The sequence below is a fragment of the Arthrobacter sp. U41 genome (assembly GCF_007679325.1).
Taxonomy (GTDB): domain Bacteria; phylum Actinomycetota; class Actinomycetes; order Actinomycetales; family Micrococcaceae; genus Arthrobacter.
In genome coordinates, this window is sequence record NZ_VEGI01000005.1 from 100,446 (window position 1) to 125,939 (window position 25,494).

The following is a 25,494-nucleotide window of genomic DNA, read 5'->3' on the forward strand; positions in this document are numbered from 1 at the left end:
CCCGATGTTCTGGACCTCATGGTTTCTGGCGGTCCTGGCGATAGCGCTGGCCTGGCCGGTGCCTATCCTGCTGTCCCGCGCCCAGTGGCCTGCACGTTCGCCGTTTACGGCCATGCTGCTGTGGCAGGCGATCGCCCTCGCCGGCGGGCTGTCCATGATCGGCGCCATGCTGGTGTACGGGCTGGAACCCATCGGGGACAACCTGCTGGCCGGCCTCAAGTCCCTGGCCGGAATGGTCTTCAATAATGCACCCACCACGGAGCTGGGTTTCTGGCACATCTTCGCCCTCTCGGCCGCTGCCCTCCTGACAGCCCACCTGGTGTTCACCCTGCTGCTGACGTTCTACAAGATCCAGCGCCAGCGGAGGCGGCACCGCGAACTGCTGGCACTGCTGGCATCCCCGTCCGCTGATGGCCCGCGGACCATGGTGATCAACGTCGACTCCCCCGTCGCCTACTGCCTGCCGGGTGGCGCCCGCTCAGTCACGGTGCTCTCCGACGGGCTGATGGCGGCCCTGGAACCCGCAGAACTCCGCGCGGTCCTGAACCACGAGAACGCCCATCTGGACCAGCGCCACCATCTGCTGCTCTGGGCCTTTGCGGCCTGGCGTCAGGCCCTTCCCTGGCTGCCCACCACACGGCTGGCGCAGGAAGCGGTCAGCTCGCTGATCGAGATGCTCGCCGACGACGTCGCGTTGAAGACCGCGAGCAAGGCCACGCTGATCAAGGCGATCGCCATTGTGGCGAGCGGCTCCCCCGGCGCCCCGGACGCCCGGATGGCGTTCGGCGGACCGGAACTGTCCGACGTCGAGCCCGGCCAGCCCGGCGCCCTCGGCGGTGCGGGTTCGGCGCGGACGACGGCGTCCCGTGTCAGCCGCCTGCTCTCCCCGCAGCCACCGCTGCCGGAACCTGTGCGCGCCGCGGTGCTGGTTGCCTGCCTGCTGCTGCTGGCTGTCCCGACGGCCCTGCTGATCGTTCCCGGACTGCTCGGCTGAGGCTGGCAGGGCCCAAAGCCCGAAGCCCGAAGCCCCGAGGCCTGTTTGGCTGACTCCCGCCGAGACGTATCCCGCGCCTGCCGCCGTCGACGGCTGCCCGCGCAGAAGCCGGACCACCCCACCCGAGGGCGGAACGGCCCGGCTCCCAATGCGCACAGCGGCCCGGCGGCTACTTGAGCAGCTTGTTGGCCTTGTACTCGAGGTCCACGTTGCCGGCTCCATTGCCCTTGGCCGTGCCGTTGACCGCCGAGGTGGTCATGCCGAAGGTGAGCGTGGCGTGGGCGATCGCGTCCGCCATTTCCTCCAGCACTATCTGGTTGACGTTCTCGATGGTGTCGCAGGCCGCGTGGTAGCACGGGTCCAGCGGGGCACCCGCTTCGCCACCGAAGACGGCCGCCTCCTCCGCGGTCTTCAGGTCCTCCGCGCCGGTGAACAGGCCGCCGGCAGGGATGCCGTTGTTGATGAACCCGAAGTAGTCGGAGCGTCCGTCGAAGGCCGTGGGGGCTACCGGCAGGTTCTGGGACTTGAAGTAGTCCAGGAAGACCTTTTCCACCAGAGCCGAGCCGTTGGGGCCCTTCTCGCCGAAGGACGAGCCGTCGCCGTCGTAGACGTAGCGGACGAAGTTCGGCGAGCCGACCATGTCGAAGTTGAGGTTGACGGCGTGGTCCTTGAGCTGGCGGGCCGTCAGCTGGGAGACGTAGTGCTCCGACCCGATCAGCCCGTCCTCTTCCCCGCCCCAGAACGCGAAGCGGATCCGGTTGGTCGGCGTGGCATCCGTAGTGGCCAGCTGGATGGCAGTCTCCAGGATGGCGGCCGATCCTGAGCCGTTGTCGTTGATGCCGGGGCCTTCGGACACGGAGTCCAGGTGCGCGCCCACCACCACGGTCCGGTCGGCACGTCCGCCGGTATCGGCCAGGATGTTGAATGAGTCGATCCGGCTTACTCCGGCGTCCACCGCGAGGCGCATCTCAACGCCGCTGAGCCCGGCGAGTTCAGCCCCTGTGGCGTAGCTGGTGCTCACGACCGGGATTGCTGCCTGCGGCAGGTCCAGGGTGCCGCCGAACAGGCCCAGGCGGTCATCCCCGGGGACAACGTCGCCCTGGTTGAAGATGATGACACCGGCGGCCCCGGCCGCGGCGGCGTTGTCCGCCTTGATCCGGAAACTGCAGGTGCCGCGCTGGATCAGGGCAATGTTTCCCGCCGTGAAATTGGCGAAGTCGCCCGCTTCGCAGCCGCTGGTGGAGGCTCGGTCACCGGCCAGGTTAAGGTCGACGGCGGCCAGGCCGGCCGTGACGTCGCCCGCGCCGGAGTAGGACATGTCCAGAAAGTCGGTCCCGTAGGTGTAGGTCTCCGCATTCGGCGAGACCCGCTCCAGGGCCGCCGACGTGAACTCGTAGCGGTCGTAGCTGAAGGGCTGGCGGACCGGGTCGTAGCCAGCGTCCTCGAGTGCTTGTTCGATGTAGTCGAGCGAAGCCTCGTAGCCCGGGCTGTCGGCTGCGCGGTTGCCGCCATTGGCATTCGCGATCTCCTGCAGGGCTTCGAGGTGGTTCATGATGTTGTCTGCGGAAACCGCGGAGCGCAGTGCGTCCGAGGTGGTTCCGGTTGCTGCAAGGGCCGGCGGCGCGAAGCTGACCGCCAGTCCGATCGTGGCGGCAACGGCCGCGCGCTGGATATTCCGAGTGTGCCTCATAGGGGTCTCCTGATTGCTGCGGAATCCGGCTCCGGGCGTCGTTGCCCGGAGCCGTGAGACGACACTATCGGATGGAGGCATACCCGGTTAGAGGGTAATTCGGCACTGGCGACCACGCGGGCAGACCCTGACAATGCCCCCCGCTGTTCCGGCCCCGCAGGGCGTCAAGCGTGGCGTCAGGCGTCGATGCGTTCCCGGTCCAGGCTCGACGCCCCGGCGATGATGAAGTCCTTGCGGGGAGCGACATCCGAGCCCATCAGCAGGTCAAAGGTCTCCTCGGCTTGCTTGGCGTTGTCGATGCCGACCTTGCGCAGGGTGCGGTGCCGCGGGTCCATGGTGGTCTCGGCCAGCTGCTCCGCGTCCATCTCGCCCAGGCCCTTGTAGCGCTGGATCGGCTCCTTGTACCGTTTACCCTCCTTGGCGAGCCGCGCCAGCAGGACGTGCAGTTCCGCCTCCGAGTAGGTGTAGATCATCTCGTTGGCCTTCTGGCCGGCGTTGATGACCTCCACGCGGTGCAGCGGCGGGACTGCGGCGAAAACGCGTCCCTCCTCGATCATCGGCCGCATGTAGCGGAAGAACAGCGTCAGGAGGAGCGTGCGGATGTGGGCCCCGTCGACGTCGGCGTCGGTCATCAGGATGACCTTTCCGTACCGGGCGGCGCTGATGTCGAAGCTTCGGCCGGACCCCGCCCCCACCACCTGGATGAGGGCAGCGCATTCGGCGTTGGAGAGCATGTCGCCCACCGAGGCTTTCTGGACGTTGAGGATTTTGCCGCGGATGGGCAGCAGCGCCTGGAAGTCGGAGGACCGCGCCAGTTTGGCGGTGCCGAGCGCGGAGTCACCTTCGACGATGAACAGCTCGGAGCGCGCGACGTCGTCCGTGCGGCAGTCCGCGAGCTTGGTGGGCATCGACGACGTCTCGAGGGCGTTTTTGCGGCGCTGGGTCTCCTTGTGGACACGGGCGGAGATGCGCGACTTCATCTCGCTGACGACCTTTTCCAGCAGCAGCGCCGACTGGGCTTTGTCGTTGCGGTTGGACGAGGTCAGCTTGGCGTTGATCTCCTGTTCCACCACCTTGGCCACAATGGCCCGCACGGCGGAGGTGCCAAGGATCTCCTTGGTCTGGCCCTCGAACTGCGGCTCGGCCAGCCTGACCGTCAGGACTGCGGTGAGCCCCGCGAAGATGTCGTCCTTTTCGATCTTGTCGTTGCCAGCCTTGAGCTTGCGGGCATTGGTTTCGACCGCTTTGCGGAAGGTCTTCAGGAGGGCCTGTTCGAAGCCGGACTGGTGTGTTCCGCCCTTGGGCGTGGAGATGATGTTGACGAAGGTGCGCACGGAGCTGTCGTAGCCGATGCCCCAGCGGAGTGCGACGTCCACCTCGCAGTCCCGTTCGACTTCGGTCAGGTGGCTGTGGCCCTTGTCGTCCAGGACCGGCACGGTTTCCTTGAACTTGCCGGCGCCGTGGAGCCGCCAGATGTCCGTGACGGCGGGATCAGCGGCGAGAAACTCGACAAACTCGGAGATGCCGCCGTCGTGATGGAATACTTCCTCGTGCGGGCCTGACTCCCCGGGGGTGCCGGGGAGCTTGCGCTCGTCCCGGACGGTGAGTTTGAGGCCGGGGACCAGGAATGAGGTCTGCCGGGCGCGGGCGGCGAGTTCTTCGTAGGAGAACTTGGCGTCCGGGGTGAAGATCTGCCGGTCTGCCCAGTAGCGGATCCGGGTGCCGGTCACGCCGCGTTTGGCCTTGCCGACGACGTCCAGGACGGAACCGTCGATGAAGGGCGAGAAGGCCGACGCCGGGTCCGGCCGGGTGCCGGTGTCCTTGAAGCGGCCGGGCTCGCCGCGGCGGAAGCACATCCGGTAGGTCTTGCTGCCGCGGTCGACTTCGACGTCGAGGCGGGCTGACAGCGCGTTCACAACGGAGGCACCGACGCCGTGCAGGCCGCCCGACGCGGTATAGGAGCCGCCGCCGAATTTGCCGCCGGCGTGGAGTTTGGTGAAAACAACCTCGACGCCGCTCAGCCCGGTCTTCGGTTCGATGTCCACCGGGACGCCGCGGCCGTCGTCGTGGATCTCCACAGAGTTGTCCGCATGCAGGATGATTTTGATGTCATGGCCGAAACCGGCGAGGGCCTCGTCCACGGAGTTGTCGATGATTTCCCAGAGGCAGTGCATCAGTCCGCGGGAGTCGGTGGAACCGATGTACATGCCCGGGCGCTTACGGACGGCTTCGAGGCCTTCCAGCACGGAGAGATGCCGGGCGGTGTAATCAGAACTTGGTGCCACGGGGCGGAAACTCCTTCAGGAACGGAACCGTCGCTACAGGACGGGGAATGCTGTTTGGCGCTCTTCCTAGGGTAGTCGGACTGCCGGCGTGCGGCGTGCTGCCACTCCCCGGCGGCCGCACGCGCCGGAACCCGTTACCGAGACGTGATACGCGCACAGCGAAAGTGGGCCATCCCAGCCATGGTTTCGCTGCGAATGCTGGTTATATAGGTATACCGATCTACCAAGGAGGCCGAACATGACAACAGCAGTTGCGGACCGCACACTCACCACCGTCGACCGGTGCGATCGTTGCGGAGCACAGGCGTATGTCCGGGTTGTTCTCGGCGCCTCCGGAGGTGAGCTTCTTTTCTGCGGCCACCACGCCCGCGCCGTAGAACCGACGCTCCGGCCACTGAGCTCCGACTGGCACGACGAGACGGCTCGTCTTCACGAGAAGCCGCCGGTCCCGGTCGACTAAAGTCCGGCCGCTTAGACCACGAGAGAAAGAGCCCTTCCGATTCCGGAGGGGCTCTTTCCGCGTTAACGAACAATCGGTGCGGCTTAACGAACAACGCGGGGTCGTCTCCGGCCCTTTCCCCTGGTGAGGATAGGCCGGAGGTGACCCCGCGTTGTGTGGTGCGTGCCTAGTCCAAGTAGTCCCGGAGGACCTGGGACCGCGACGGGTGCCGCAGCTTGGACATGGTCTTGGATTCGATCTGGCGGATGCGCTCACGCGTGACGCCGTAGACCTTGCCGATTTCGTCTAAAGTCTTCGGCTGTCCGTCGGTGAGGCCGAAGCGCATCGCGACCACACCGGCTTCCCGCTCGGAGAGTGTGTCCAGCACCGAGTGCAGCTGTTCCTGCAGCAGGGTGAAGCTCACCGCGTCGGCCGGGACCACTGCCTCGGAGTCCTCGATGAGGTCACCGAATTCCGAGTCGCCGTCTTCGCCCAGCGGAGTGTGCAGGGAGATCGGCTCGCGGCCGTACTTCTGGACTTCGACGACCTTTTCGGGGGTCATGTCCAGTTCCAGGGCCAGCTCTTCCGGCGTGGGTTCGCGGCCGAGGTCCTGCAGCATCTGACGCTGCACGCGGGCCAGCTTGTTGATGACTTCCACCATGTGCACCGGGATGCGGATGGTGCGGGCCTGGTCGGCCATGGCGCGGGTGATTGCCTGGCGGATCCACCAGGTGGCGTAGGTGGAGAACTTGAAGCCCTTGGTGTAGTCGAACTTCTCCACCGCGCGGATCAGGCCCAGGTTGCCTTCCTGGATCAGGTCCAGGAAGAGCATGCCACGGCCGGTGTAACGCTTGGCCAGTGACACCACAAGGCGGAGGTTGGCCTCCAGCAGGTGGTTCTTGGCGCGCTTGCCGTCATGGATGACGAATTCGAGCTCGCGCTTCAGCTTCGGATCCATGGATCCGTCGTCGGCGGCGATCTTTTCCTCGGCAAAAAGTCCTGCCTCGATACGCAGGGCGAGGTCGACTTCCTGCTCGGCGTTCAGCAGGGCAACCTTGCCGATCTGCTTCAGGTAGTCCTTGACGGGGTCCGCGGTGGCGCCGGCGGACATGACCTGCTGCACGGGGGCGTCATCGTCGTCGGCGTCGGAGTAGACGAAGCCGGAGCCGGTCGCGCCGGCGGCAGCCTTGGCCGGGACCTCCTCGCCGTCTTCACCAATCTCAACGGCGTCCACCACAACGTCGTCGAGGTCAACCTCGACGTCGTCCTCGGCTTCGTCCTCGCCATTGGCGGCTTTGCCGGCTGCCTGGGCAGCGGCCTTGGCTCCGGGCTTGGGCCCGCGCTTCTTGGGTTCAGGCTTGGCGACTGCCGATGCGGTGCCGTCACCGTCGGCCAAGGCAGCGTCTTTGACAGCCTTGTTGGCTGCGCGCGTGGCAGCGCGCTTGGCGCTCGTCGCCGCCTTCTTCTCCTCGGGGGACAATACGGCCTGGTCGGCGGGTTCCTTCTTCGCGGAAGACGGGGTCACAGAAAACCTTTCTAGCGGCGGTCTGTGGAATCACCATACGGGCAACACCACTATGACCCTGTCAAGTCCGTGTTTCACATCAGGTGCAATCACGACCAGCAGAGCCACTAAGTAGAACTCCTGGGGCGACCGTAATGTTCCCTGTTTCCAAGGACTAGTACGAGCACTTAATACACGGACCCAACCGGGTCTCGGCAACCATTGTCTCACGATTTTCTGAATCGACACCGATCGTCGGCGCGGGAGCGCCATATCGCGCCGCCTGCGCCGCGCCTCCTCACCGGCCGTTCCGGGGCCGCCCGCCCCGCCCACCGGGTCTCCCTCCCCGGACGACAGCTTGCGTCAGGCCACCTCCGGCTTGAACCTCTGCCAGGCAGTCTCCCTCCTGCCCGCCCAGCCGCAGAGTGTCCCGCGGCTTGCGAGCTCGTCCAGCAGTGCAGCCAGGCGGTAGCCCGGGTGCTCCTGGTCCGCGCGGTTAAACAACGCGTGGGCGTAGGACCCCTTGCCCCGGCACCATTCAATCCAGCCCCGGCCGGCCAGTGCGGCGGCGCCCGCCTCGCCGCCGGCCGTACCAAGTTGCTCAAGGATCCGCTCCAGGCTTGCCATTGCGGACCAGTCAGGCACTCTCGGCGCCAGACCCAACAGAACTTCCCCGTAGCCTGCCACCTCCGGCGGCGGTTGTTTCACAAAGGAGCTGCCGCGCGCGGCTCCCCCGGGCCGCGGCCGCCGTGGCGGGAATCCGTCCAGCGGCGGCAATGGAACAGGCGCCAGCGCCCCCGCACCCGGTGCGCCGTCGTCGAACACACCGAACTCCTCGGCTCCGCGCTTGGCGGTCTCGCGCCCGGCGGCAGCCATCACCAGGACGGCGTCACGCCAGGGCAGAACGCAAAGCGTTGCCCTGAGGTAGCCCGTGAGCGGCGCCGGCAGTTGCGGCAGCGGCGCGGCGGCGTTCAGCACCCGCGACCACACGTCCAGGACCTGGCCGAACTGCACGCTGTCCCGGGCTCGGGCCGAGAAGAGCTCCGCCCAGTCCCGCTGGGAGCTCAACACTGTGGGATCCGCCGCCCCCGGCGGCGTCAGCAGACCGTCACCGGGGGCCGCCCCGACCGTACTGCCACGAAAAACCATCTCGGCATTGAGGCGGCTGTTCCGGATTTCTTCCACGGGCCGGCCCGGAGGTGCGCAGCACGACGGGTCGAGGCAGTAAGCATTGCGCCAGTACTCGGCGCCGACGAACCATGCGTCCCGGACGGGCAGGGAGCCGTCGGCCAGTGCCTGTTCGAGTTCCGTCAGGAGCTTCGTCCACGGCGCCCCGGTCGCGTGGGTGTCGGTGCCGGCGTCGGTGTCGGTGAAAAAGGCCAGCAGTGAGCCGTCCGCTTCGTTGTCGGCCACCAAGTAGGACGCCACGGTACGGGCGAACCCTGCCCATCCGGCAGAACCAAACGTCCCGGAAACATCAGCGCCGGGAAGGTCCACCCGCAGCGTGGCTCCGAGCCGCTTACCCTGCATGGTCATGGCCACCAGGCTGCTGGACGGCCAGTAGCCAAGGGAATGCGGTATGAACCCGAGGATGTCCTCCGGGCCCGTGATTCTCAGGTGATCTTGAGCTGTCATAGAGCCAGCTTGGCCGGGCCGGCGGGCGCCCGTTAGAGGCCGCTTGTCCTATGTGGACAACCAGTAGAAAGAACCGGGGACATACCAGGGTGAACCACTCCGGGCCACGCCTTGAGACAGGGCCCTGCCCCGCGATCGGGGCCTCCCAGGCTCAGGACGTCCCCACAATCAGGGCGTCCCGGGCTCAGGGCGTCCGGCGCCGCTCCGCGCTGAGCCGGCGCTGTTCGGCAAGGGCCGCCAGCAGCGGAGGCACCACCACGCCCTGGGCAGCCATCTGCCGCCGCACTTTCCGCCGGATGACAAGGATTGCTGCAGCCCCGCCTCCCAGCAGCAGGAACTGCACGCTGAGGGCGATCCGGAACGGTTCGAGCCCGTACAGCTCTCCCCGGGAGAATCCGGTGGCGTACAGGACGTCGAGCACCAGTCCGATCAGGTAGATGGCCATCAGGGCGGCGATGAAGCCGCCCACGTTGACGATCCCGGTGGCGGTCCCGACCCGGTGGGCCGGGTTGAAGGTGCGGGCGAAGTCGAAGCCGATCATGGAACCGGGGCCGCCGATAGCGAGCACCACCACCAGCCCGGCCAGCAGCCACAGCGGGGAACGACCCGGGATGAGCAGGACGGCCGCCCACGCTGCAGCGGTGGCGCCGGAGATCAGGAGCACCATGGTGGACCGGCGCAGCGGGTGCCGCGCAACGAAGCTGCCCATCAGGGGCCCGGCGGCGATGGCGGCAGCCACGTACAGCGTCATCAGCCCCGACACCGCGGGCGTGTCCAGGCCCTGCGCCGAGATCAGGAACGGGTAGCCCCAGGTCATCGCGAAAACGGTGCCGCTGAACTGGACGGTGAAGTGGCTCCACAGGCCCAGCCGTGTACCCGGCTGGCGCCAGGCGTGGGACAGCGAGACCCCGGTGGCGCGCAGCCCGCTGGACGGTTCCGGCACGGGGTGCCCCGGCGGGTGGTCCTGGAGCAGGACCAGCACGAGCACCAGGGCCAGGGCCGACATGCCCGCCAGCGTCAGGAAGGCGGTGGTCCAGCCGGCGAGGTGCAGGATCATGGCGAACGGCACCACACTGAAGAGCTGGCCCAGCTGGCCGGACATGCCGGTCAGCTGGGTGAGCAGCGGGACCCGGGCGGGGGCGAACCAGATGGGCAGCAGCCGGATGACGGAGATGAAGGTCATTGCGTCCCCGGCGCCCACCAGCACACGGCCCAGCACACCGCCGGGGATGTTCTCGGCGAACGCCAGCTGGAGCTGTCCCAGCCCCATCAGCAGGGCGCCGCCGGCGATCATGGCCCGGGAACCGAAGCGGTCCACAAGGATGCCGACCGGAATCTGCAGGACGGCGTAGACGAGCAGCTGGAGCACGGTGAAGAAGGAGATTTCGGCCGCACTGGCCTGGAAGCGTTCCGTGGCTTCGAGTCCCACGACGCCGAAGGACGTGCGCTGGCTGACCGCCACGAGGTACGCGAAGACCCCGATGATCCAGATCAGCCAGGCGCGCGGTGCAGTCACTCCCCTATTATGCCCAGCGGGTCCAAGAAAATAGTATTTATTCGCCGGGTTCTTTACGGGCGAGGTAGGCCTCAACGGCGGCGCCGAGGGCATCGGCGTTGGGCAGCTGATCGTTCTCGTCGGCGAGCAGGGAACGCCGGACGGTTCCTTCGGCGTTCTCGTCGTACCGGGTTTCGAGCCGCGAGACCACCTGCTGCACGTCCTCCGACGCATCAATCTGTTCGGCGATCTGGCGTCCGACGTCCCGGCCGGCTTCGCGGAGCCGGTCGGTGGGCAGCATCAGCGAAGTGGCCGCCCCAAGGTATTCCAGCCCGGCGACGGCGGCCGTGGGGTATTCGGCCTCGGCCAGGTAATGCGGAACATGCACAACATAGCCGGCGACGTTGCGCCCGGCTTCCGTCAGCCGCAACTCAAGAATGTGCCCGACGGCGGCGGGAACCTCAACGGTGGGCCGCCAGACTGAAATGCCCTCGATGAGCTCCGGCCGGTTGCCGTGCACCGTCACGCCCACCGGACGGGTGTGCGGCACGGGCATGGGGATCGAATGGATCCACGTGACGAGGTTGACGTCCAGTTCCTCGACGATCCCGACGACGGCGCGCGCGAACCGCTCCCACTGCAGGTCCGGTTCGAATCCGGCCAGGAGCAGGAACGGGCTGCCAAGCCCGTCAACCAGCCGGTACAGGGCCAGCTTCGGTGCCTGATAGTCCTGCAGGTGGTCCTCGACGAAACTGATCTGCGGGCGCCGGGTCCGGTAGTCCATCAACTGGTCGGCGTCGAACTCGGCCACCATCTCGGCATCCAGGGTGTCCAGCAGCTCGGCGGTGATCTGCTTGACGACGTGGCCCGCATCGGCAAACCCGGTAAATCCCATGACGAGGTTCAGTCCGCGCAGTTCGGGGCTGTGGAACAGCGCGTCATCACGCAGGTAAAGCGATTCGGGGTCCAGCAAGGAGCCGGAAATCCGTTCAATCACGGCATGTTCCTTTCGTCGTAGTCAGTGGGAGCGGCCGGAAAGGCCCCTGCGGGCGGCGGCGCTGTTACTCCTTACAACACGCTGCTGTGCGGGCGCATTCCTGATCAGGGTGTGCTCCAGCTCTCATTCAATTGAACACCCGTGCCGGGAAGAGACTACGATCGGAGCTGGCCTTATGACGGCTTGAAGACACCATGTTTTTGTCCCAAATGGTCCCGTCTCAATCCGACAATGGCTTAGGTTCCATGGCAGGGCGCCGAACATGCAGTTCCTGCCGCAAAAACTCAGAGAATTGAGGACTGTCCTCGTGGTCAAGAATACCGAAGTGAAACTCAGTGCAATCGCCGGGGACCTGAAGAAGTCCCCCAGCGACGCCCTCGTCATCGGCGTGGGGCAGGGCACGGACGGACCCGTCCTGCTCAGCAACCCCCTGACGGCCAAGGCCGCCGAGGCCCTCGCGGAATCACTCAGTGTTCTTGGCATCACCGGCGCAGCCGACCAGGCCCACCGCCTCCCGGGCCTGGCCGAAGCCGGTGCGAAGGTCCTGGTGCTCGCCGGCGTCGGCAAGGTCTCCGCAACGCAGCCGATCACCGAAGAGGCCCTCCGCCGCGCGGCCGGCTCGGCCGTCCGCCAGCTGGCCGGCGTCAGCACCGTCGCCCTGGCCCTCCCGACGTCGTCACTGGGCGATGTCGCCGCGGTCGCCGAGGGTGCCGCGATGGGCGCGTACTCCTTCACTGAGTACCGCTCCTCCAAGGACGGCCTCAAGGAACCGGTGAAGAATGTCGTGATCGCCACGGACTTTGCCGCCGACAAGGGCCTCAAAACGGTCCTGGACCGCGCCGCCCTGATCGGCAAGGCCGTGAACGCGACCCGCACGCTGGTTAACCAGCCGCCGAGCCACCTCTACCCCGAATCCTTCGCGGAAGCGGCCAAGGAACTGTCCAAGGGCCTGCCCGTGAAGGTGACCGTCTGGGACGAGAAGCGGCTTGAAAAGGAAGGTTTCGGCGGCATCCTCGGCGTCGGCAAGGGATCCACCCGGCAGCCGCGCCTGGTCAAGGTGGAATACTCCCCCGCGCGGGCCACCGCCAAGATCGCGCTCGTGGGCAAGGGCATCACCTTCGACACCGGTGGCATTTCGCTCAAGCCGCACCTGGGCATGGGCGACATGAAGTCGGACATGGCGGGCGCCGCCGTCGTCCTCAACACCGTACTGGCCCTCGCCGGCCTGGGCCTGCCCGTCAAGGCGACCGCCTGGCTGTGCATCGCCGAGAACATGCCCTCCGGCGCGGCCCAGCGTCCCGCCGACGTGATGACCATCTTCGGCGGCAAGACCGTCGAGGTACTGAACACCGACGCCGAGGGCCGGCTGGTCATGGCCGACGGCATCGTCGCCGCGAGCCAGGAATACCCGGACGCCATCATCGACGTTGCAACCCTCACCGGCGCTCAGCTGATCGCCCTGGGCGACCGGACCGCCGGCGTGATGGGCTCCGACTCCGTCACCGGCCCGCTCAAGGCCGCCGCGGACCGCGCCGGCGAGCTGGTCTGGCCGATGCCGCTTCCAGAGGAGCTGCGCCCCAGCCTCGACTCGCAGGTCGCGGATATCGCCAACATCGGCGAACGCCACGGCGGCATGATGACGGCCGCCGTCTTCCTGCGCGAATTCGTCGGCAAGGGCAAGGACGGCGAGCAGATCCCCTGGGCGCACATCGACATCGCTGGCCCGTCCTTCAACAACGGCAGCCCCTACGGCTACAACCACAAGCAGGGCACCGGCTGCACGGTGCGCACGCTGGTGGCCTACGTCGAGGACATCCTGGCCAAAACCGCCTAAAGGCGAACTTCCGGCCGTCAACGCCCTTTGTGGCCGGGGCTGATCCCCCGGCCACAAAGGCGCGTGACACTGGACACAAGCGCTCCACAAACGCCACGGCAAGGTGGAGCATGTATTAGTGGTTCGCTAAGGTGAACACCGGTAGTCACAAATGAAAGGGAACTCCCCTGCTGGCATAATCACGGCAGGGAAGTTCCAAGACCAGATGATGCGTACTCTCGTGTCATCGTTCACGCGAGGGAGCGTTTTAGTGGCCGATCAGGCAACTGCGCAAGAATTCGACATCCTGGTACTCGGCGGCGGCAGCGGCGGCTACGCCACTGCCCTGCGTGCCGTTCAGCTCGGCCTCACCGTCGGCCTCATCGAAAAGGGCAAGCTCGGCGGCACCTGCCTGCACAACGGCTGTATCCCCACCAAGGCCCTCCTGCACTCCGCAGAACTGGCCGACCACGCCCGTGACTCGGCGAAGTACGGCGTCAACGTCACCCTCGACAGCATCGACATCACCGCTGTCAACGCCTACAAAGACGGCATCATTGCCGGCAAGTTCAAGGGCCTGCAGGGCCTCATCAAGGGCAAAAAGGGCATCACCGTCATCGAGGGTGAAGGCAAGCTCCAGGGCACCGACACCATCGTCGTGAACGGCACCGCCTACAAGGGCAAGAACATTGTCCTCGCGACCGGTTCTTACTCGCGCACGCTGCCGGGCTTGGAAATCGGCGGCAAGGTCATCACCTCCGATGAAGCCCTCACCATGGATTTCATCCCCAAGAGCGCCATCATCCTTGGCGGCGGCGTGATCGGCGTCGAGTTCGCCTCCGTGTGGAAGTCCTTCGGCGTCGACGTCACCGTCATCGAGGGCCTGCCGTCGCTGGTCCCGAACGAGGACGCCACCATCGTCAAGGCTTTTGAGCGTGCCTTCAAGAAGCGCGGCATCAAGTTCTCCACCGGCACCTTCTTCCAGGGCGTCGAGCAGAACAACGACGGCGTCAAGGTCACCCTCGTGGACGGCAAGACCTTCGAAGCCGACCTGATGCTCGTCGCCGTCGGCCGCGGCCCGGTTACGGCCAACCTCGGCTACGAAGAGGCCGGCCTGACCATTGACCGCGGGTTCGTCATCACGAACGAGCGCCTGCACACCGGCGTCGGCAACGTCTACGCCGTGGGCGACATCGTCCCGGGCATCCAGCTGGCGCACCGCGGCTACCAGCAGGGCATCTTCGTCGCCGAGGAAATCGCCGGCCTCAAGCCCGTTGTCGTCGAGGACGTCAACATCCCCAAGGTCACCTACTCCGAACCCGAAATCGCTACGGTCGGCTACACGGAGAAGGCCGCCAAAGCCAAGTTCGGCGACGACCAGATCCAGACCCAGGAATACAACCTCGCCGGCAACGGCAAGAGCTCCATCCTGGGCACCAGCGGCCTGGTCAAGCTGGTCCGCCAGAAGGACGGCCCCGTCGTCGGCGTCCACATGATCGGCGCCCGCATGGGCGAACAGGTCGGTGAAGCCCAGCTGATCGTGAACTGGGAAGCATACCCGGAGGACGTGGCCCAGCTGGTCCACGCCCACCCGACGCAGAACGAGTCGCTCGGCGAGGCCCACCTGGCCCTGGCCGGCAAGCCCCTTCACGGCTAGCAGTTCCGCCAGCACCACCGCAAGACCACAGGGCGTAGTGCACCCGGCCCAAAAGGCCGGGTGCACTAAGCTCGACCAAGGCAGCAATCATCCGCACCAAAGATCAATAAGGAGAACGGGGACGACATGTCTGAATCCGTTAACTTGCCCGCCCTCGGTGAGAGTGTCACCGAAGGAACCGTCACCCGCTGGCTCAAGCAGGTAGGTGACCGGGTAGAGGTGGACGAGCCGCTGCTCGAGGTTTCCACCGACAAAGTCGACACCGAGATCCCCTCTCCGATCGCCGGCGTGATCGAGGAAATCCTCGTGGCCGAAGACGAGACCGCTGAAGTTGGCGCACCGCTCGTGCGCATCGGCGACGGCTCCGGTTCCGCCGGCTCGGGCGAAGCCGCCCCGGCCGAGGAAGCACCCGCCGAAGCTGAAGCACCCGCGGAAGCACCGGCGGCCGAGGCACCCGCCGAAACCGAGGCACCCGCCGCCGAAGCACCCGCCGCCGAAGCACCGGCCGCCGAAGCTGCCGCTCCCGCCGGCGACGGCCACGAAGTCACGCTCCCCGCCCTGGGCGAGAGCGTCACCGAAGGAACCGTCACCCGCTGGCTCAAGAGCATCGGCGACACCGTCGAGGTCGACGAGCCGCTGCTCGAGGTCTCCACCGACAAAGTCGACACCGAGATCCCGTCCCCGGTTGCCGGCACCCTGCAGGAAATCCGCGTTGCCGAGGACGAAACGGCCGAGGTCGGTTCCGTCCTGGCCGTGATCGGCTCCGGCGCCGCCGCTCCCGCCGCGGCACCTTCCCCGGAAGCTCCGAAAGAAGCGGCAGCACCGAAAGAGGCAGCAGCGCCGAAGGAAGAGGCTCCCAAGCAGGAAGCCGCTCCCGCTGAAGCACCGAAGCAGGAAGCTCCCAAGGAAGCAGCCCCCGCCGCTCCCGCAGCCCCGGCCCAGGAAGAGGCTCCGGCAGCCTCTGCTGCGGAGTCCGGCTACGTCACCCCGCTGGTCCGCAAGCTCGCCAACCAGCAGGGTGTGGACATCTCCTCCCTGACCGGCACCGGCGTCGGCGGCCGCATCCGCAAGCAGGACGTGATGGCAGCAGCAGAAGCCAAGGCAGCCCCGGCTCCCGCGGCGGCTGCACCGGCAGCTTCCGCCGCCCCCGCCGCGCGTCCGTCCGCCGATCAGTCCTCGCTGCGCGGCACCGTGCAGAAGGCCCCGCGGATCCGCCAGGTCATCGCCCGCCGCATGCGCGAGTCGCTGGACATCTCCACCCAGCTGACCCAGGTGCACGAGGTGGACATGACCAAGGTCGCCAAGCTGCGCGCCAAGGCGAAGAACTCCTTCCAGGCCCAGAACGGCTCCAAGCTGACCTTCCTGCCGTTCATCGCCAAGGCTGTTGCCGAGGCCCTGAAGCAGCACCCGAAGGTCAACGCCTCCTACGACGAGGACAAGCAGGAGATCACCTACCACAACGCCGAGCACCTGGCGATTGCGGTGGACACGGACAAGGGCCTGCTGGTTCCGGTCATTGCCGACGCCGGCAACCTGAACCTCGCCGGCTTGGCCGGCAAGATCGCCGACGTCGCGGACCGTACCCGCAACGGCAAGATCGGCCCGGACGAGCTCTCCGGCGGAACCTTCAGCATCACCAACATCGGCTCCGTGGGCGCCCTGTTCGACACACCCATCATCAACCAGCCGCAGGTTGCCATCCTTGGCACCGGCGCGATCGTCAAGCGGGCCGTTGTGGTCGCAGATGAGAACGGCGATGACTCGCTGGCCATCCGCTCCATGATGTACCTCTCCCTGACGTACGATCACCGGCTGGTGGACGGCGCCGATGCAGGCCGCTTCCTGCAGACGCTGAAGGCACGCCTGGAGGAAGGCGCCTTCGAAGCAGACCTCGGGCTGTAGCCTCCAGCGCCACGAAACACGTTAGGGCGACGGCGGTGCGGGCGCCGGTGGGAAACCACCGGACACCGTGCCGCCGTCGCCCTTTTTGTGCTTGAAACGCCCTCGTCCGGGGCGGGCGGGTCTTACTACGGCGCGTAGAATCTTCTGGCTAGACTGATGCCATGAATATCGTCTATAACATCGTGGTCTTCCTGCACATCGTCGGCGCCGCCATGATCGTGGGCATCTGGATCGGCCAGATGAAGAAGCCCACCGTCCACCCCCGCCAGTTCGACGGCGCGATGCTGCAGCTCCTGACCGGCATCGCCCTGATGGGGCTCATCCCTGCCCTGGACATGGACGCCAACTATGCCAAGCTCGGCATCAAGTTGGCCGTGGCCGTGGCCGTGGGGGTCCTGGCGTTTATGGGCCGCCGCAAGTACAAGAAGGGCGAGGACGTCGGCAAGGGCCTGGCGCACGCCGTGGGCGGCCTGGCCCTGCTCAACGTGGCCATCGCCACCCTCTGGCAGTAGGCCCCGCAACCCTGCAACGGCGACGCACCCCGCGCGGGGTGCGTCGCCGTCGTCGTTCCGCAAAGAGCCCGGCCGGCGACGTACTGAGCGTCGTCACAATCCTCCGAGAGCGGACACCGGTGCGCCGGGGGCGCCTTATCCCTAGGATGGGACACGGCATGGTCCGGCGCAGCGCCGGACGGTGATTCACAAACGACGAGGAGTGGACATGGCAGCAACACGCACCGCACACACAGTATGGAACGGCGACCTGATGACGGGCACCGGCAACACCACGCTGGACAGCTCCGGCCTGGGCAACTTCGATGTCACCTGGAAGGCGCGCACCGAGGCTTCCGAGGGCAAGACCAGCCCCGAAGAGCTCATCGCCGCAGCGCACTCGGCGTGCTTCTCTATGGCCTTCAGCCATGCCCTCGCGCAGGCCGGCCACACCCCGGAGGAAGTCAACACCAAGGCGGACGTCACCTTCGTGCCCGGCACCGGCATCACGGACAGCCACCTGACCGTCAGCGCGCGGATCCCCGGAATCTCGGAAGAGGACTTCCAGCGGATCGCCGAGGAAGCCAAGGTGGGCTGCCCCGTCTCGGGCGCCCTCACCGGCCTCAAGATCACCTTGGACGCCACCCTGGCCTCCTAGCGTTTGACGCGCCAACGGCGAAGGCCCCCGTTCCCTGATGTGTCAGGGAACGGGGGCCTTCGCCGTTGGCGGTGGCGCCCCGGCGGACGCCGCGGCTAGTTTACCGGCCGGCGGGCCGGCAGCGGGGCGGGCCGCACCAGGCGGTAGCCCTCGCGCAGCGGCGGCCTGTCGGTGGGCAGCTCCTGGATCATTTCCTTCAGCGCTCCGATGCCGTACTCCAGCTGCGGGTCCATGCCGGCGGCATAGGCGTGCGGCGGGAACGTCACTTCGATGTCCGGGGCGACGCCGAAGTTCTCGACACCCCACCCCACACCGCCGGAGAACCAGGTGGCGTACCGCGGCTGGGTGACGCCGGTCCCGTCGGCCAGGGCGAAGCGGTTGTCGATGCCGACCACACCGCCCCAGGTCCTGGTGCCGATGACGGGGCCGATCCCCCGCAGCTTGGAAACCTGGGTGATGATGTCGCCGTCGGAGCCGGCGAATTCGTCGGTCAGGATGATGACGGGACCGCGCGGTGCGTGATGCGGGTACGTCCGCGGCCGTTCCCCGCGCGGCATGCTCCAGCCGGTGACCTTGCGCCCGATGAGTTCCGCGACGAGCTGCGAGGTGTGCCCTCCCCGGTTGCGGCGGACGTCCACGATCAGCCCGTCGAGCGCCGTTTCGGTGTCAAGGTCGCGGTGCAGCTGCGCCCAGCCGTTGGCCATCATGTCGGGGATGTGCAGGTAACCGAACGTCCCCTGCGAGGCCTGCCGGACGGTCCGGCGGTTCGCCGCCACCCATTCCTGGTACCTCAGCCGCTCCTCGTCCTTGACCGGGACGACGGCGATGCGCCGCTGTTTCCCGGCCTGGCCCGGGTGCCCGGCGCCGTTGCGCAGGGTGAGTTCGACGGCGCGGCCCGCGGCGCCTACCAGCTGCATGGCGGGAGTACGCGCTTCGGTGAGCTCGACGCCGTCGATCGCCAGCAGCACGTCGCCGGGTTTGGCGTCGGCGCCCGGCCGGGTCAGCGGAGACGTGGCGAGCGGGTCGGAGGACTCCCCGGCCAGGATCCGGGTGATCTCCCAGCCCTCGCCAGTGAAGACGAGGTCGGCGCCGAGACGGCCCTGGCCGTTGCTGCCGTTCTCGGTCACGGCGGCGGGACGGACGTAGGCGTGCGAGGTGCCCAGTTCGCCGTGGAGCTCCCAGAGCAGGTCCACAAGGTCGTCGTGCGAGCCGAGGCGGTCCACGATCGGGCGGTACCGGGCGTGCACCGAATCCCAGTCCTGCCCGGCCATGTCTTCCGTCCAGAAGAAGTCGCGCTGGAGCCGCCAGGCTTCATCGAAGGCCTGGCCCCAGACGCTGAGCGGGTCGAGCTGCACGCGAATGCGGCTGAGGTCCACCTTGACCAGCTGCCCGGACTCCTCGTCGGCTTTGGCGTTGGCGGGTGAGACGCGGATCTGCTTGTCCTGCAGGACCACCACCTTTTCGCCGTCGCCGGAGAGACGGTAGCTGTCCAGGGCGTCCACGATGGTGCTGGTCTTCCGCTTGGCCAGGTCGAAGCGGACGAGGCAGGGCGCCGCGTTCTTGTCCTCAAGGCTGGCGCGGCCCTCGCCGGTGACGCCGGAGAGTTCGCTGTCGACCCAGAGAAGTGCCCCGGCTGTGGCAGTAAGGGCGGAGTAGTTTCCCTGCGGCACGGGCACGCTGATGACGCGGTGCGCCAGGCCGTCAGCGTCGACCCGGATCGCGGGAACGTGATCCGGGCCGGACGTTCCTGCCGGCGCGTCGTCAGTTTCTACCTGCGGGTCCTCCTGCGGGGCGGCCGGCAGGTCGATGCTCGGACCGAAGGGCGAGGGGGTGTCCGCGGCGAGGGCCACAAGGTAGGGCTTGATCGGGCTCGGGAAGGACAAGTCGAACGAGTGTCCGTCGTACACAGGATCGAAGCTGCGGTTGGAGAGGAACGCGAGGAACTTTCCGTCGGGGGTGAACGACGGCGCTTCGTCGCGGAAGCGTCCGTCGGTGACCTCCACGATGGTCCGCTTCCCGTCCGCTGCCGTGCCGGCGTCGTCCGCCCTGGTCATGCGCAGCCGGCTGCGGGAACCGAAGGAGGTGACCGGCTCGGACCAGCCCAGCCAGGCCGAGTCCGGGGACCAGCTGAAGCCCTCGATGCTACCCTCGCCGATGCTGCTGACGAGCGACATGGTGCCGGTGCGGGTGTCCGCGAGGTAGATCTCGCCGAACGCGGTGCCAACGGCGAGCCAGTGGCCGTCCGGGCTGGCCTCCATGGCGCTGGCCCTGGTGGGCTTGGGGAATTCGATTCTGGTCGGCTGGCCGGACTGGGCCTGCCGGGCTCCGGCGGTGCCTTCCGCGGGACCGGCCATGACGGCGGTGTCTGCTGTGACGCCGGCGACGGCGTCAGCGGGGTGGTGGTCCGGTCCGGCGGCGCTGGCCGCCGGGACAGCGGCCACGGCGTCGGGCCGGGTGAGGGCGGCCGCCGAGACGGGCCTCGGAAGGGGCGCGCCGGCGTCGGAATCCTTCTGCGGCCGGGAGGCTTGCTGCTGCGCCGGAGCGGTCTGCTGTCCCCCGGACTGGGCGGCGGACTGGTGACCGGACTGGTCTGCGGACTTCCGGCCGGAACCTTCGTTTCCAAAATTCGGGGTGCCGGCGATCTCTTTCAGGTACAGGGCCTCCACGCCGTCGTGATCGGCGACGTAGGCAATCCTGCCCTCGCCGAAGGGACGGGGCAGGCGGGCCCGGACGCCGGGTGTTGCTTCCAGTATCCGCGAGGGGCCGTCCTTGTGCCGCAGCCAGTGCAGCGTGCCGTGGGCTTCCACTGCGCTGGAGCCGCCCGTGCGGTCCGGGACCACATCGCCCAGGTGCCGTGCCGGCTTCAGCGGCACACCGCGGCGGGCCTGCGAGGCTGACCCCAGGGAAATCTCGAGTTTGACCGCGTCCGAGCCGAGGTCCGGCAGCATCCACAGCTCGCCGGCCGATTCGAAGACAACGCGCTGGCCGTCGGTGGCGGCGTGGCGGACGTAGAAGTCCTCGTGGTCCGTGTGGCGGCGCAGGTCGGAGCCGTTGGGCAACACGGAATAAAGGTTCCCGTAGCCCTCATGGTCGGAGAGGAAAGCGATCCGTCCGTTAACCCACATTGGGTCGGTCAGGTTTCCGTCCAGCCCGGCGGCGAGGCGTTCGAACTCACCGTTTCCGTCGCCATCGATCCAGAGCTTGCCGGCGGCGCCGCCCCGGTAGCGCTTCCACCAGGCGGGCTCGCGGGAGAGCACGCTGGCCAGGACAACAGGCCGTTCGTCACCGATGACGGGTCCGAACGCGACGGATTCCACCGGGCCCAGCGGAAGCTCGGTGGCCCAGCCGCCCGCGAGGGGCAGGCTGTAGGCGTGGGTGAGGCGGCTGTCAGCCTGGCGGAAGGCGCTCGTGACCAGGACGTCGCCGTCGGGGGTGAAACCCTTGACCCTGGTGGTGGCGTGGCCGAAGTAGCTCAGCTGGCGGTAGCCGCCGCCGTCCACGTCCGCGGTGACAACCTCCGGTGCCGTGCCTTGAACCACCGTCCACACCAGCTGTTTGCCGTCCGGGGTGAAGCGGGGGTTGCGGGCGGGCAGCTGCAGCGCGGACACGCGCCAGGCGCGGCCCCCGCCGAGGGGCGCGATCCAGACGTCGTCCTCGGCCACGAAAGTGACCAGATCGCCGTGCAGATGCGGGAAACGGAGGTAACTCGAAGAAGTCATCGTACGATCATAGTCAAGACCGGCCCTCCGGCCCGGGAGGTACCCCAGCCGTGCCGGGCATGGTGAGATGGAACATGCGAATCATCATTGCCGGAGCCTCAGGGCTGATCGGAACCGCCCTTAGCAGCAGCCTGCGCAGCGCCGGGCACGACGTCGGCACTCTGGTCAGGCGGCCGCCCGCCGCGCCGTCCGAGTTCCAATGGGACCCCGCGGAGGGCACCATCGATGAAACCGCACTGAAGGGGGCCGACGCCGTCATCAACCTCTCCGGTGCCGGCATCGGCGACCGGCCCTGGACCCGCTCCCGCATCAACGAACTCCGCAACTCGCGGCTCGGGCCGACGCGGACGCTGACCGCTGCCATGGGGCGTCTGGACACTCCACCGTCGGTCTTCCTGAGCCAGTCGGGCTCCAACTACTACGGCAACGCCGGACTGGCACTCCTTCGCGAGAACGCCCCCGCTGGCAGCGGCGTCCTCGCCCGGATCTGCGCCGACTGGGAAGCGGCCGCCCACGAGGCCCCTCCCGGCGTCCGGGTGGTCACTCCGCGCACAGGCGTCGTGTTGAGCCGCTCCGGCGGTGCACTGGGACGGCTGCTGCCGCTGCTGCGCCTGGGCGTGGGCGGACCGCTGGGCAACGGCCGGCAGTACTGGCCGTGGATCACACTGCCCGACGTAGCCGGCGCCTTCGCGTTCCTGCTCGAGAGCCAGTTGTCCGGTCCCGTGAACCTCTGCGCCCCGGAGAGCGCGGACGTGAACTCCCTGATCGCGCATCTGGCCGGGGCCCTGCACCGCCCGGCGGTGCTCCGCGTTCCCGCGCCCGTGCTGCGCCTGGTGATGGGCCAGCTGGCCGACGAGCTGCTGCTCGCCAGCCAGCGGATGGAACCGGCAGTGCTGAGCGAGGCCGGCTTCGCATGGCAGCATCCGTCCCTCGCCCAGGCTGCAGCCTGGGTGGCTGAACGCGGTCCGAAAGCCTGAGCAGCCTCCGTGCGCTAGTTGGAGGCATCGGCGTCGTTGGCGGGCATTAGCCCGAGGCGGCGGGAAGGATGTCCTGGATCCGCCAGCGGCCCCCGACCGGAGCCAGGACCAGCCGCAGCCGCTGTTCCGGTGCCGCAACAGCCACGGCCACTACGGCCCCCGCGGCGTCGCGCTCCTGGTAAGCGGACGTGCTGACAGTCACGGCGACGACGGCCCGTGGCCGGTTGCTGCCATCCGTACGTGCCACGTGGGTCAGCCGAGTGGTGAATCCGGTCAGTACCCGCCCGGATTCCTCAAGGGTGGCGCTGATTTGTTCGTCCGCCCTGGCCGCCGACGACGCCGGGACGTTGACCTGGTCCAGCAGCTGGAAGTCTCCAGTGCTGAACGCGCGGGAGCGAAGCCAGGACAGTCCGCGGACCGCTTCCTCGGGGTCCTGTGAGGCGAGCTGCGCTTGCACGCCCGGAGGAAGGACGGCAGCATCCAGGGCCGTCGGTCCCGGTTCCGCGGCGGTGGGCGCCAAGGTCCCCGCGGGTTCCTTCGCCGCATCGGCGCCTGTGGCCGCGAAGCCCGGGAAGGCCGGGGGCAGCGGCGCACCGGCGAAACCCCACGCCGCAGCGAGGGCCCCCAGCAGAGCAAGGCCCGCGGCCGCGACCCGAACTCCACGCCGGCCCGCGGATGTCCGGCGTGCGGCGTGGCGCGCGCTGTCACTCCGGGAGGGACGCCCGGTTCCCCGCTGTCCTGCCAGTGGAAGCGGGGCCACCACGCGGCGCCTGCGGAAACGGAGCGGCACGGCCCGGAGCCGTTCGACCCGCCGCTCGCGGGCCGTGCGGGGCAGCGAGCGCCGGGTCAGCAGCTGCGGGATGACCGTCGGGTGGACCGAGACCGAAAGATCCACCGGTTCGGCCACAGCGCTGCGGCGGATGGCGGCCGCCAGCTCGGCGGCGGAGGGCCGCAGCCTGCGATCCTGCTGAAGTCCGGATTCCAGCGCTGCGGCGAGCGCAGCCGGGACGTCCGGCACCAGCAGCGGAAGGGGCGGCCGCTGCGCGCCCGGTTCAGGGGCACGTCCGGTCAGGCAGTACCAGCCCAACGCCGCGAGGGAATACACGTCGCGCTCCGGCTGGAGTCCGGCCCGGACGGCGTCAACCGGCGCCGGGTCACGGAAGCCCTCGGTCCCGGCGTCGGCCGCTGCGGCGGCGTCGGCCACCATGCGGGCCACGCCCAGATCGGCCAGGAGTGGTTTGCCGTGGGCGGTGAACAGCACATTGCCGGGTGAGACGTCCCCGTGGGTGAAGCCATGACCGTGCAGATACGCGAGGGCCTGGGCGATCGGAGTCAGGACTGTTACCGTCTCCCCCGGTCCCAGCTTCCCCCTGCCCCCCAGGAGCTGCCCTAGCGAGCCGCCCGCTGCATAGTCCATGATCAGGCCAAGGTCCGCGCCCCCGGGGTTGTCGGCCACGCCGTCGTCCCTGATGTCATCGCCACCGTCGTCCCCGCTGTTCAGACGCATCCGGCTCCCCCGGAGGCGCAGCACCGAGCGGGCACGCACCAGATGCTCATGGTCGAGGACGGACAGGATCCTCACCTCGCGCCGGATCGCTTCCTCCGTGTCCCCCTGGCCTGGGCCGTCCCCGGCGGCGAAACACTTCAGCGCGTACTCGGTCCCGCTCACGTGTTCGGTCACCAGCCAGACGGTGGCGCTGCCGCCGCGCCCCAGGCAGCGGCCGACGTCGAATCCGGGCACCTCGGGTGCCGCGCCGCTGTTCCACGCGTAATCCTCCATAGCTAAGGAATAGCGGATCCAGCGGAATCCTGCAGAAGTTATCCACAGCCAACCGGCGCCGGGCCCGGCGCGCTCCGAACCACTCGGCTCCGGTCCGGAACCTGCAAAAGAGGAGGTCAGGCGGTCGCGTACCGCTGGAGGAACAGGGCCAGAGACAGGGCCATGGCCTGGATTTCGTTCGGATCAACGCTCTCATTCGGCGCGTGGATGAGTGCCAGCGGTTCCTCGACCCCCAAAAGGATGATCTCCGCGTCCGGATAGGTGTCGGCGAACACATTGCAGAGCGGGATCGAGCCTCCCTGGCCCAACGTGGTCATGGGCCTTCCGTAGGCCTCCAGCATCGCGGCGCTCATGGCTTCGAAAGCCGGCCCGCCGACGGCCGCCCGGAAGGGGGAGCCGATGGCTTCCAGGTCCACCGTCACGTGGACGCCCCAGGGTGCGGCGGCCTTGAGCTGTCCGGCCAACGCGGTGTGGGCGTCGGCGGCGGACATGCCGGGCGGGACCCGCAGATTGAGGCGCGCGGAGGTCCGCGGCACGATGGACGCCGAGGAGCCCGTGACCGGCGGGCAGTCAATGCCGAGCACGGTGACGGCGGGGCGCGCCCAGAGCATGTCGGATACAGTGCCGTCCCCCAGCAGCGTGACACCTTCCAGGAGCCCGGCGTCGGTGCGGAACTGCTCGGGCGGGTAGGGCGCGCCGGTCCAGGTCTGGGTGTTGTCCAGGCCCGTGATCGTGGTGTTGCCTTGCGGGTCGCGCAGTGATGCCAGCATCGGGATGAGTGCGGCGAGCGCATCGGGGGCGGCGCCGCCGAACATGCCGGAGTGAAGTTCGGACGCCATCGCTTCCACGGTCACCACCACGTTGACCATGCCGCGCAGGGTCACGGTCGCCGCGGGCTGTCCCACGGCGGCGTTACCGGTGTCGCACACCAGGATTGTGTCTGCCCGGAGCAAGTCCGGGTGGCCCGCCACATACGCCTCGAGTCCGCCGGTCCCCTGTTCCTCCGAGCCCTCGACTACCAGCTTCAGATTCACCGGCACGTCGTCGCCCAGTGCCCGGAGTGCGAGCAGATGGGCGAGGATGTTGCCTTTGCAATCGGCAGCACCCCGTCCATACCACCGGCCGTCAACCTCGGTGAGTTCGAAGGCCGGGGTGCGCCACGCGGACTCATCGAGGGGTGGCTGAACGTCATAGTGCGCGTAAAGGAGCACTGTCGGCCCATCCGGATCGGGTCCCGGCCTCGAGCCGACCACCGCGTCGGAGCCGTCCGGTGTCCGTTCGAGGCGGACGTCCGAAAATCCGAGCCCGGCAAACTTGCCGAGTACCCACTGCGCCGCCTTGGCGCATTCCTCCGGGGGGAACTGCCGGGCGTCAGCCACGGACTGAATCGCCACGAACTCTGCCAGCTCCTTCCGCGACGGGCGCATCAAGTCGGTGACGCGGGAGCGCAGGTCCATG

The 25,494-nt window shown here is 68.0% G+C and carries 17 protein-coding genes; 8 read left to right on the forward strand and 9 right to left on the reverse strand.

Features of this window, described 5'->3' with window-relative positions; translation table 11 throughout:
- Positions 1 to 4 precede the first annotated feature (4 nt).
- On the forward strand, positions 5 to 994 hold the full coding sequence (locus FS787_RS14805) for a M56 family metallopeptidase (protein ID WP_144673501.1): 990 nt from the start codon (positions 5 to 7) through the stop codon (positions 992 to 994).
- Between the two features lie 169 nt (positions 995 to 1,163).
- Here the strand turns inward: FS787_RS14805 and FS787_RS14810 are convergent, their stop codons facing one another.
- Both FS787_RS14810 and FS787_RS14815 read right to left on the reverse strand, forming a co-directional pair.
- Positions 1,164 to 2,684, reverse strand: coding sequence for a M20/M25/M40 family metallo-hydrolase (locus tag FS787_RS14810; RefSeq protein WP_144673503.1), 1,521 nt, complete (start codon positions 2,682 to 2,684; stop codon positions 1,164 to 1,166).
- Positions 2,685 to 2,860: 176 nt separating this feature from the next.
- Positions 2,861 to 4,969, reverse strand: coding sequence for a type IIA DNA topoisomerase subunit B (locus tag FS787_RS14815; RefSeq protein ID WP_144673505.1), 2,109 nt, complete (start codon positions 4,967 to 4,969; stop codon positions 2,861 to 2,863).
- 238 nt (positions 4,970 to 5,207) lie between these two features.
- Here FS787_RS14815 and FS787_RS14820 point away from each other — a divergent pair, with 238 nt between their 5' ends.
- The gene (locus tag FS787_RS14820) at positions 5,208 to 5,429 is read left to right on the forward strand and encodes a hypothetical protein (RefSeq protein ID WP_082492737.1); all 222 of its coding nucleotides are present in this window, start codon (positions 5,208 to 5,210) and stop codon (positions 5,427 to 5,429) included.
- 166 nt (positions 5,430 to 5,595) lie between these two features.
- Here FS787_RS14820 and FS787_RS14825 read toward each other — a convergent pair whose 3' ends face one another.
- The 4 genes from FS787_RS14825 to FS787_RS14840 form a co-directional block, all read right to left on the reverse strand.
- A complete protein-coding gene (locus FS787_RS14825) occupies positions 5,596 to 6,933 on the reverse strand; it encodes an RNA polymerase sigma factor (protein WP_144673507.1) in 1,338 nt (445 codons plus the stop codon).
- 342 nt (positions 6,934 to 7,275) lie between these two features.
- Positions 7,276 to 8,547 carry a DUF4192 family protein gene (locus FS787_RS14830; RefSeq protein WP_144673509.1) on the reverse strand — a complete coding sequence of 424 codons (1,272 nt, stop codon included), beginning with the start codon at positions 8,545 to 8,547 and terminating at the stop codon, positions 7,276 to 7,278.
- 184 nt (positions 8,548 to 8,731) lie between these two features.
- Positions 8,732 to 10,063 carry a nitrate/nitrite transporter gene (locus tag FS787_RS14835; RefSeq protein ID WP_144673511.1) on the reverse strand — a complete coding sequence of 444 codons (1,332 nt, stop codon included), beginning with the start codon at positions 10,061 to 10,063 and terminating at the stop codon, positions 8,732 to 8,734.
- Positions 10,064 to 10,100: 37 nt separating this feature from the next.
- On the reverse strand, positions 10,101 to 11,039 hold the full coding sequence (locus tag FS787_RS14840) for a proteasome assembly chaperone family protein (RefSeq protein ID WP_144673513.1): 939 nt from the start codon (positions 11,037 to 11,039) through the stop codon (positions 10,101 to 10,103).
- 307 nt (positions 11,040 to 11,346) lie between these two features.
- Here FS787_RS14840 and FS787_RS14845 point away from each other — a divergent pair, with 307 nt between their 5' ends.
- The 5 genes from FS787_RS14845 to FS787_RS14865 all read left to right on the forward strand — a co-directional run bounded on the left by FS787_RS14845 (position 11,347) and on the right by FS787_RS14865 (position 17,560).
- A complete protein-coding gene (locus FS787_RS14845) occupies positions 11,347 to 12,873 on the forward strand; it encodes a leucyl aminopeptidase (protein ID WP_144673515.1) in 1,527 nt (508 codons plus the stop codon).
- Positions 12,874 to 13,123: 250 nt separating this feature from the next.
- Complete coding sequence (gene lpdA / locus FS787_RS14850; RefSeq protein WP_144673517.1) at positions 13,124 to 14,509, forward strand: dihydrolipoyl dehydrogenase; 1,386 nt, start codon at positions 13,124 to 13,126, stop codon at positions 14,507 to 14,509.
- A 126-nt stretch (positions 14,510 to 14,635) separates the two neighbouring features.
- Entirely contained in the window at positions 14,636 to 16,411 is a 1,776-nt protein-coding gene (sucB, locus tag FS787_RS14855) for a 2-oxoglutarate dehydrogenase, E2 component, dihydrolipoamide succinyltransferase (RefSeq protein WP_144673519.1), read from the forward strand.
- 161 nt (positions 16,412 to 16,572) lie between these two features.
- Complete coding sequence (locus tag FS787_RS14860) at positions 16,573 to 16,923, forward strand: hypothetical protein (RefSeq protein WP_144673521.1); 351 nt, start codon at positions 16,573 to 16,575, stop codon at positions 16,921 to 16,923.
- Positions 16,924 to 17,131: 208 nt separating this feature from the next.
- Entirely contained in the window at positions 17,132 to 17,560 is a 429-nt protein-coding gene (locus FS787_RS14865; RefSeq protein ID WP_144673524.1) for an OsmC family protein, read from the forward strand.
- Positions 17,561 to 17,655: 95 nt separating this feature from the next.
- On the opposite strand, the gene FS787_RS14870 is transcribed toward FS787_RS14865, so the two are convergent.
- Positions 17,656 to 21,279, reverse strand: a complete 3,624-nt coding sequence (locus tag FS787_RS14870) for a S41 family peptidase (RefSeq protein ID WP_144673526.1) — start codon at positions 21,277 to 21,279, stop codon at positions 17,656 to 17,658.
- A gap of 74 nt (positions 21,280 to 21,353) precedes the next feature.
- Between FS787_RS14870 and FS787_RS14875 the strand changes: the two genes are divergently transcribed.
- Positions 21,354 to 22,256, forward strand: a complete 903-nt coding sequence (locus FS787_RS14875; RefSeq protein WP_144673528.1) for a TIGR01777 family oxidoreductase — start codon at positions 21,354 to 21,356, stop codon at positions 22,254 to 22,256.
- A 46-nt stretch (positions 22,257 to 22,302) separates the two neighbouring features.
- Here the strand turns inward: FS787_RS14875 and FS787_RS14880 are convergent, their stop codons facing one another.
- Positions 22,303 to 24,036 carry a protein kinase domain-containing protein gene (locus FS787_RS14880; RefSeq protein WP_144673530.1) on the reverse strand — a complete coding sequence of 578 codons (1,734 nt, stop codon included), beginning with the start codon at positions 24,034 to 24,036 and terminating at the stop codon, positions 22,303 to 22,305.
- A 116-nt stretch (positions 24,037 to 24,152) separates the two neighbouring features.
- Positions 24,153 to 25,493 carry a dipeptidase gene (locus FS787_RS14885; RefSeq protein ID WP_144673532.1) on the reverse strand — a complete coding sequence of 447 codons (1,341 nt, stop codon included), beginning with the start codon at positions 25,491 to 25,493 and terminating at the stop codon, positions 24,153 to 24,155.
- Position 25,494 lies beyond the last annotated feature (1 nt).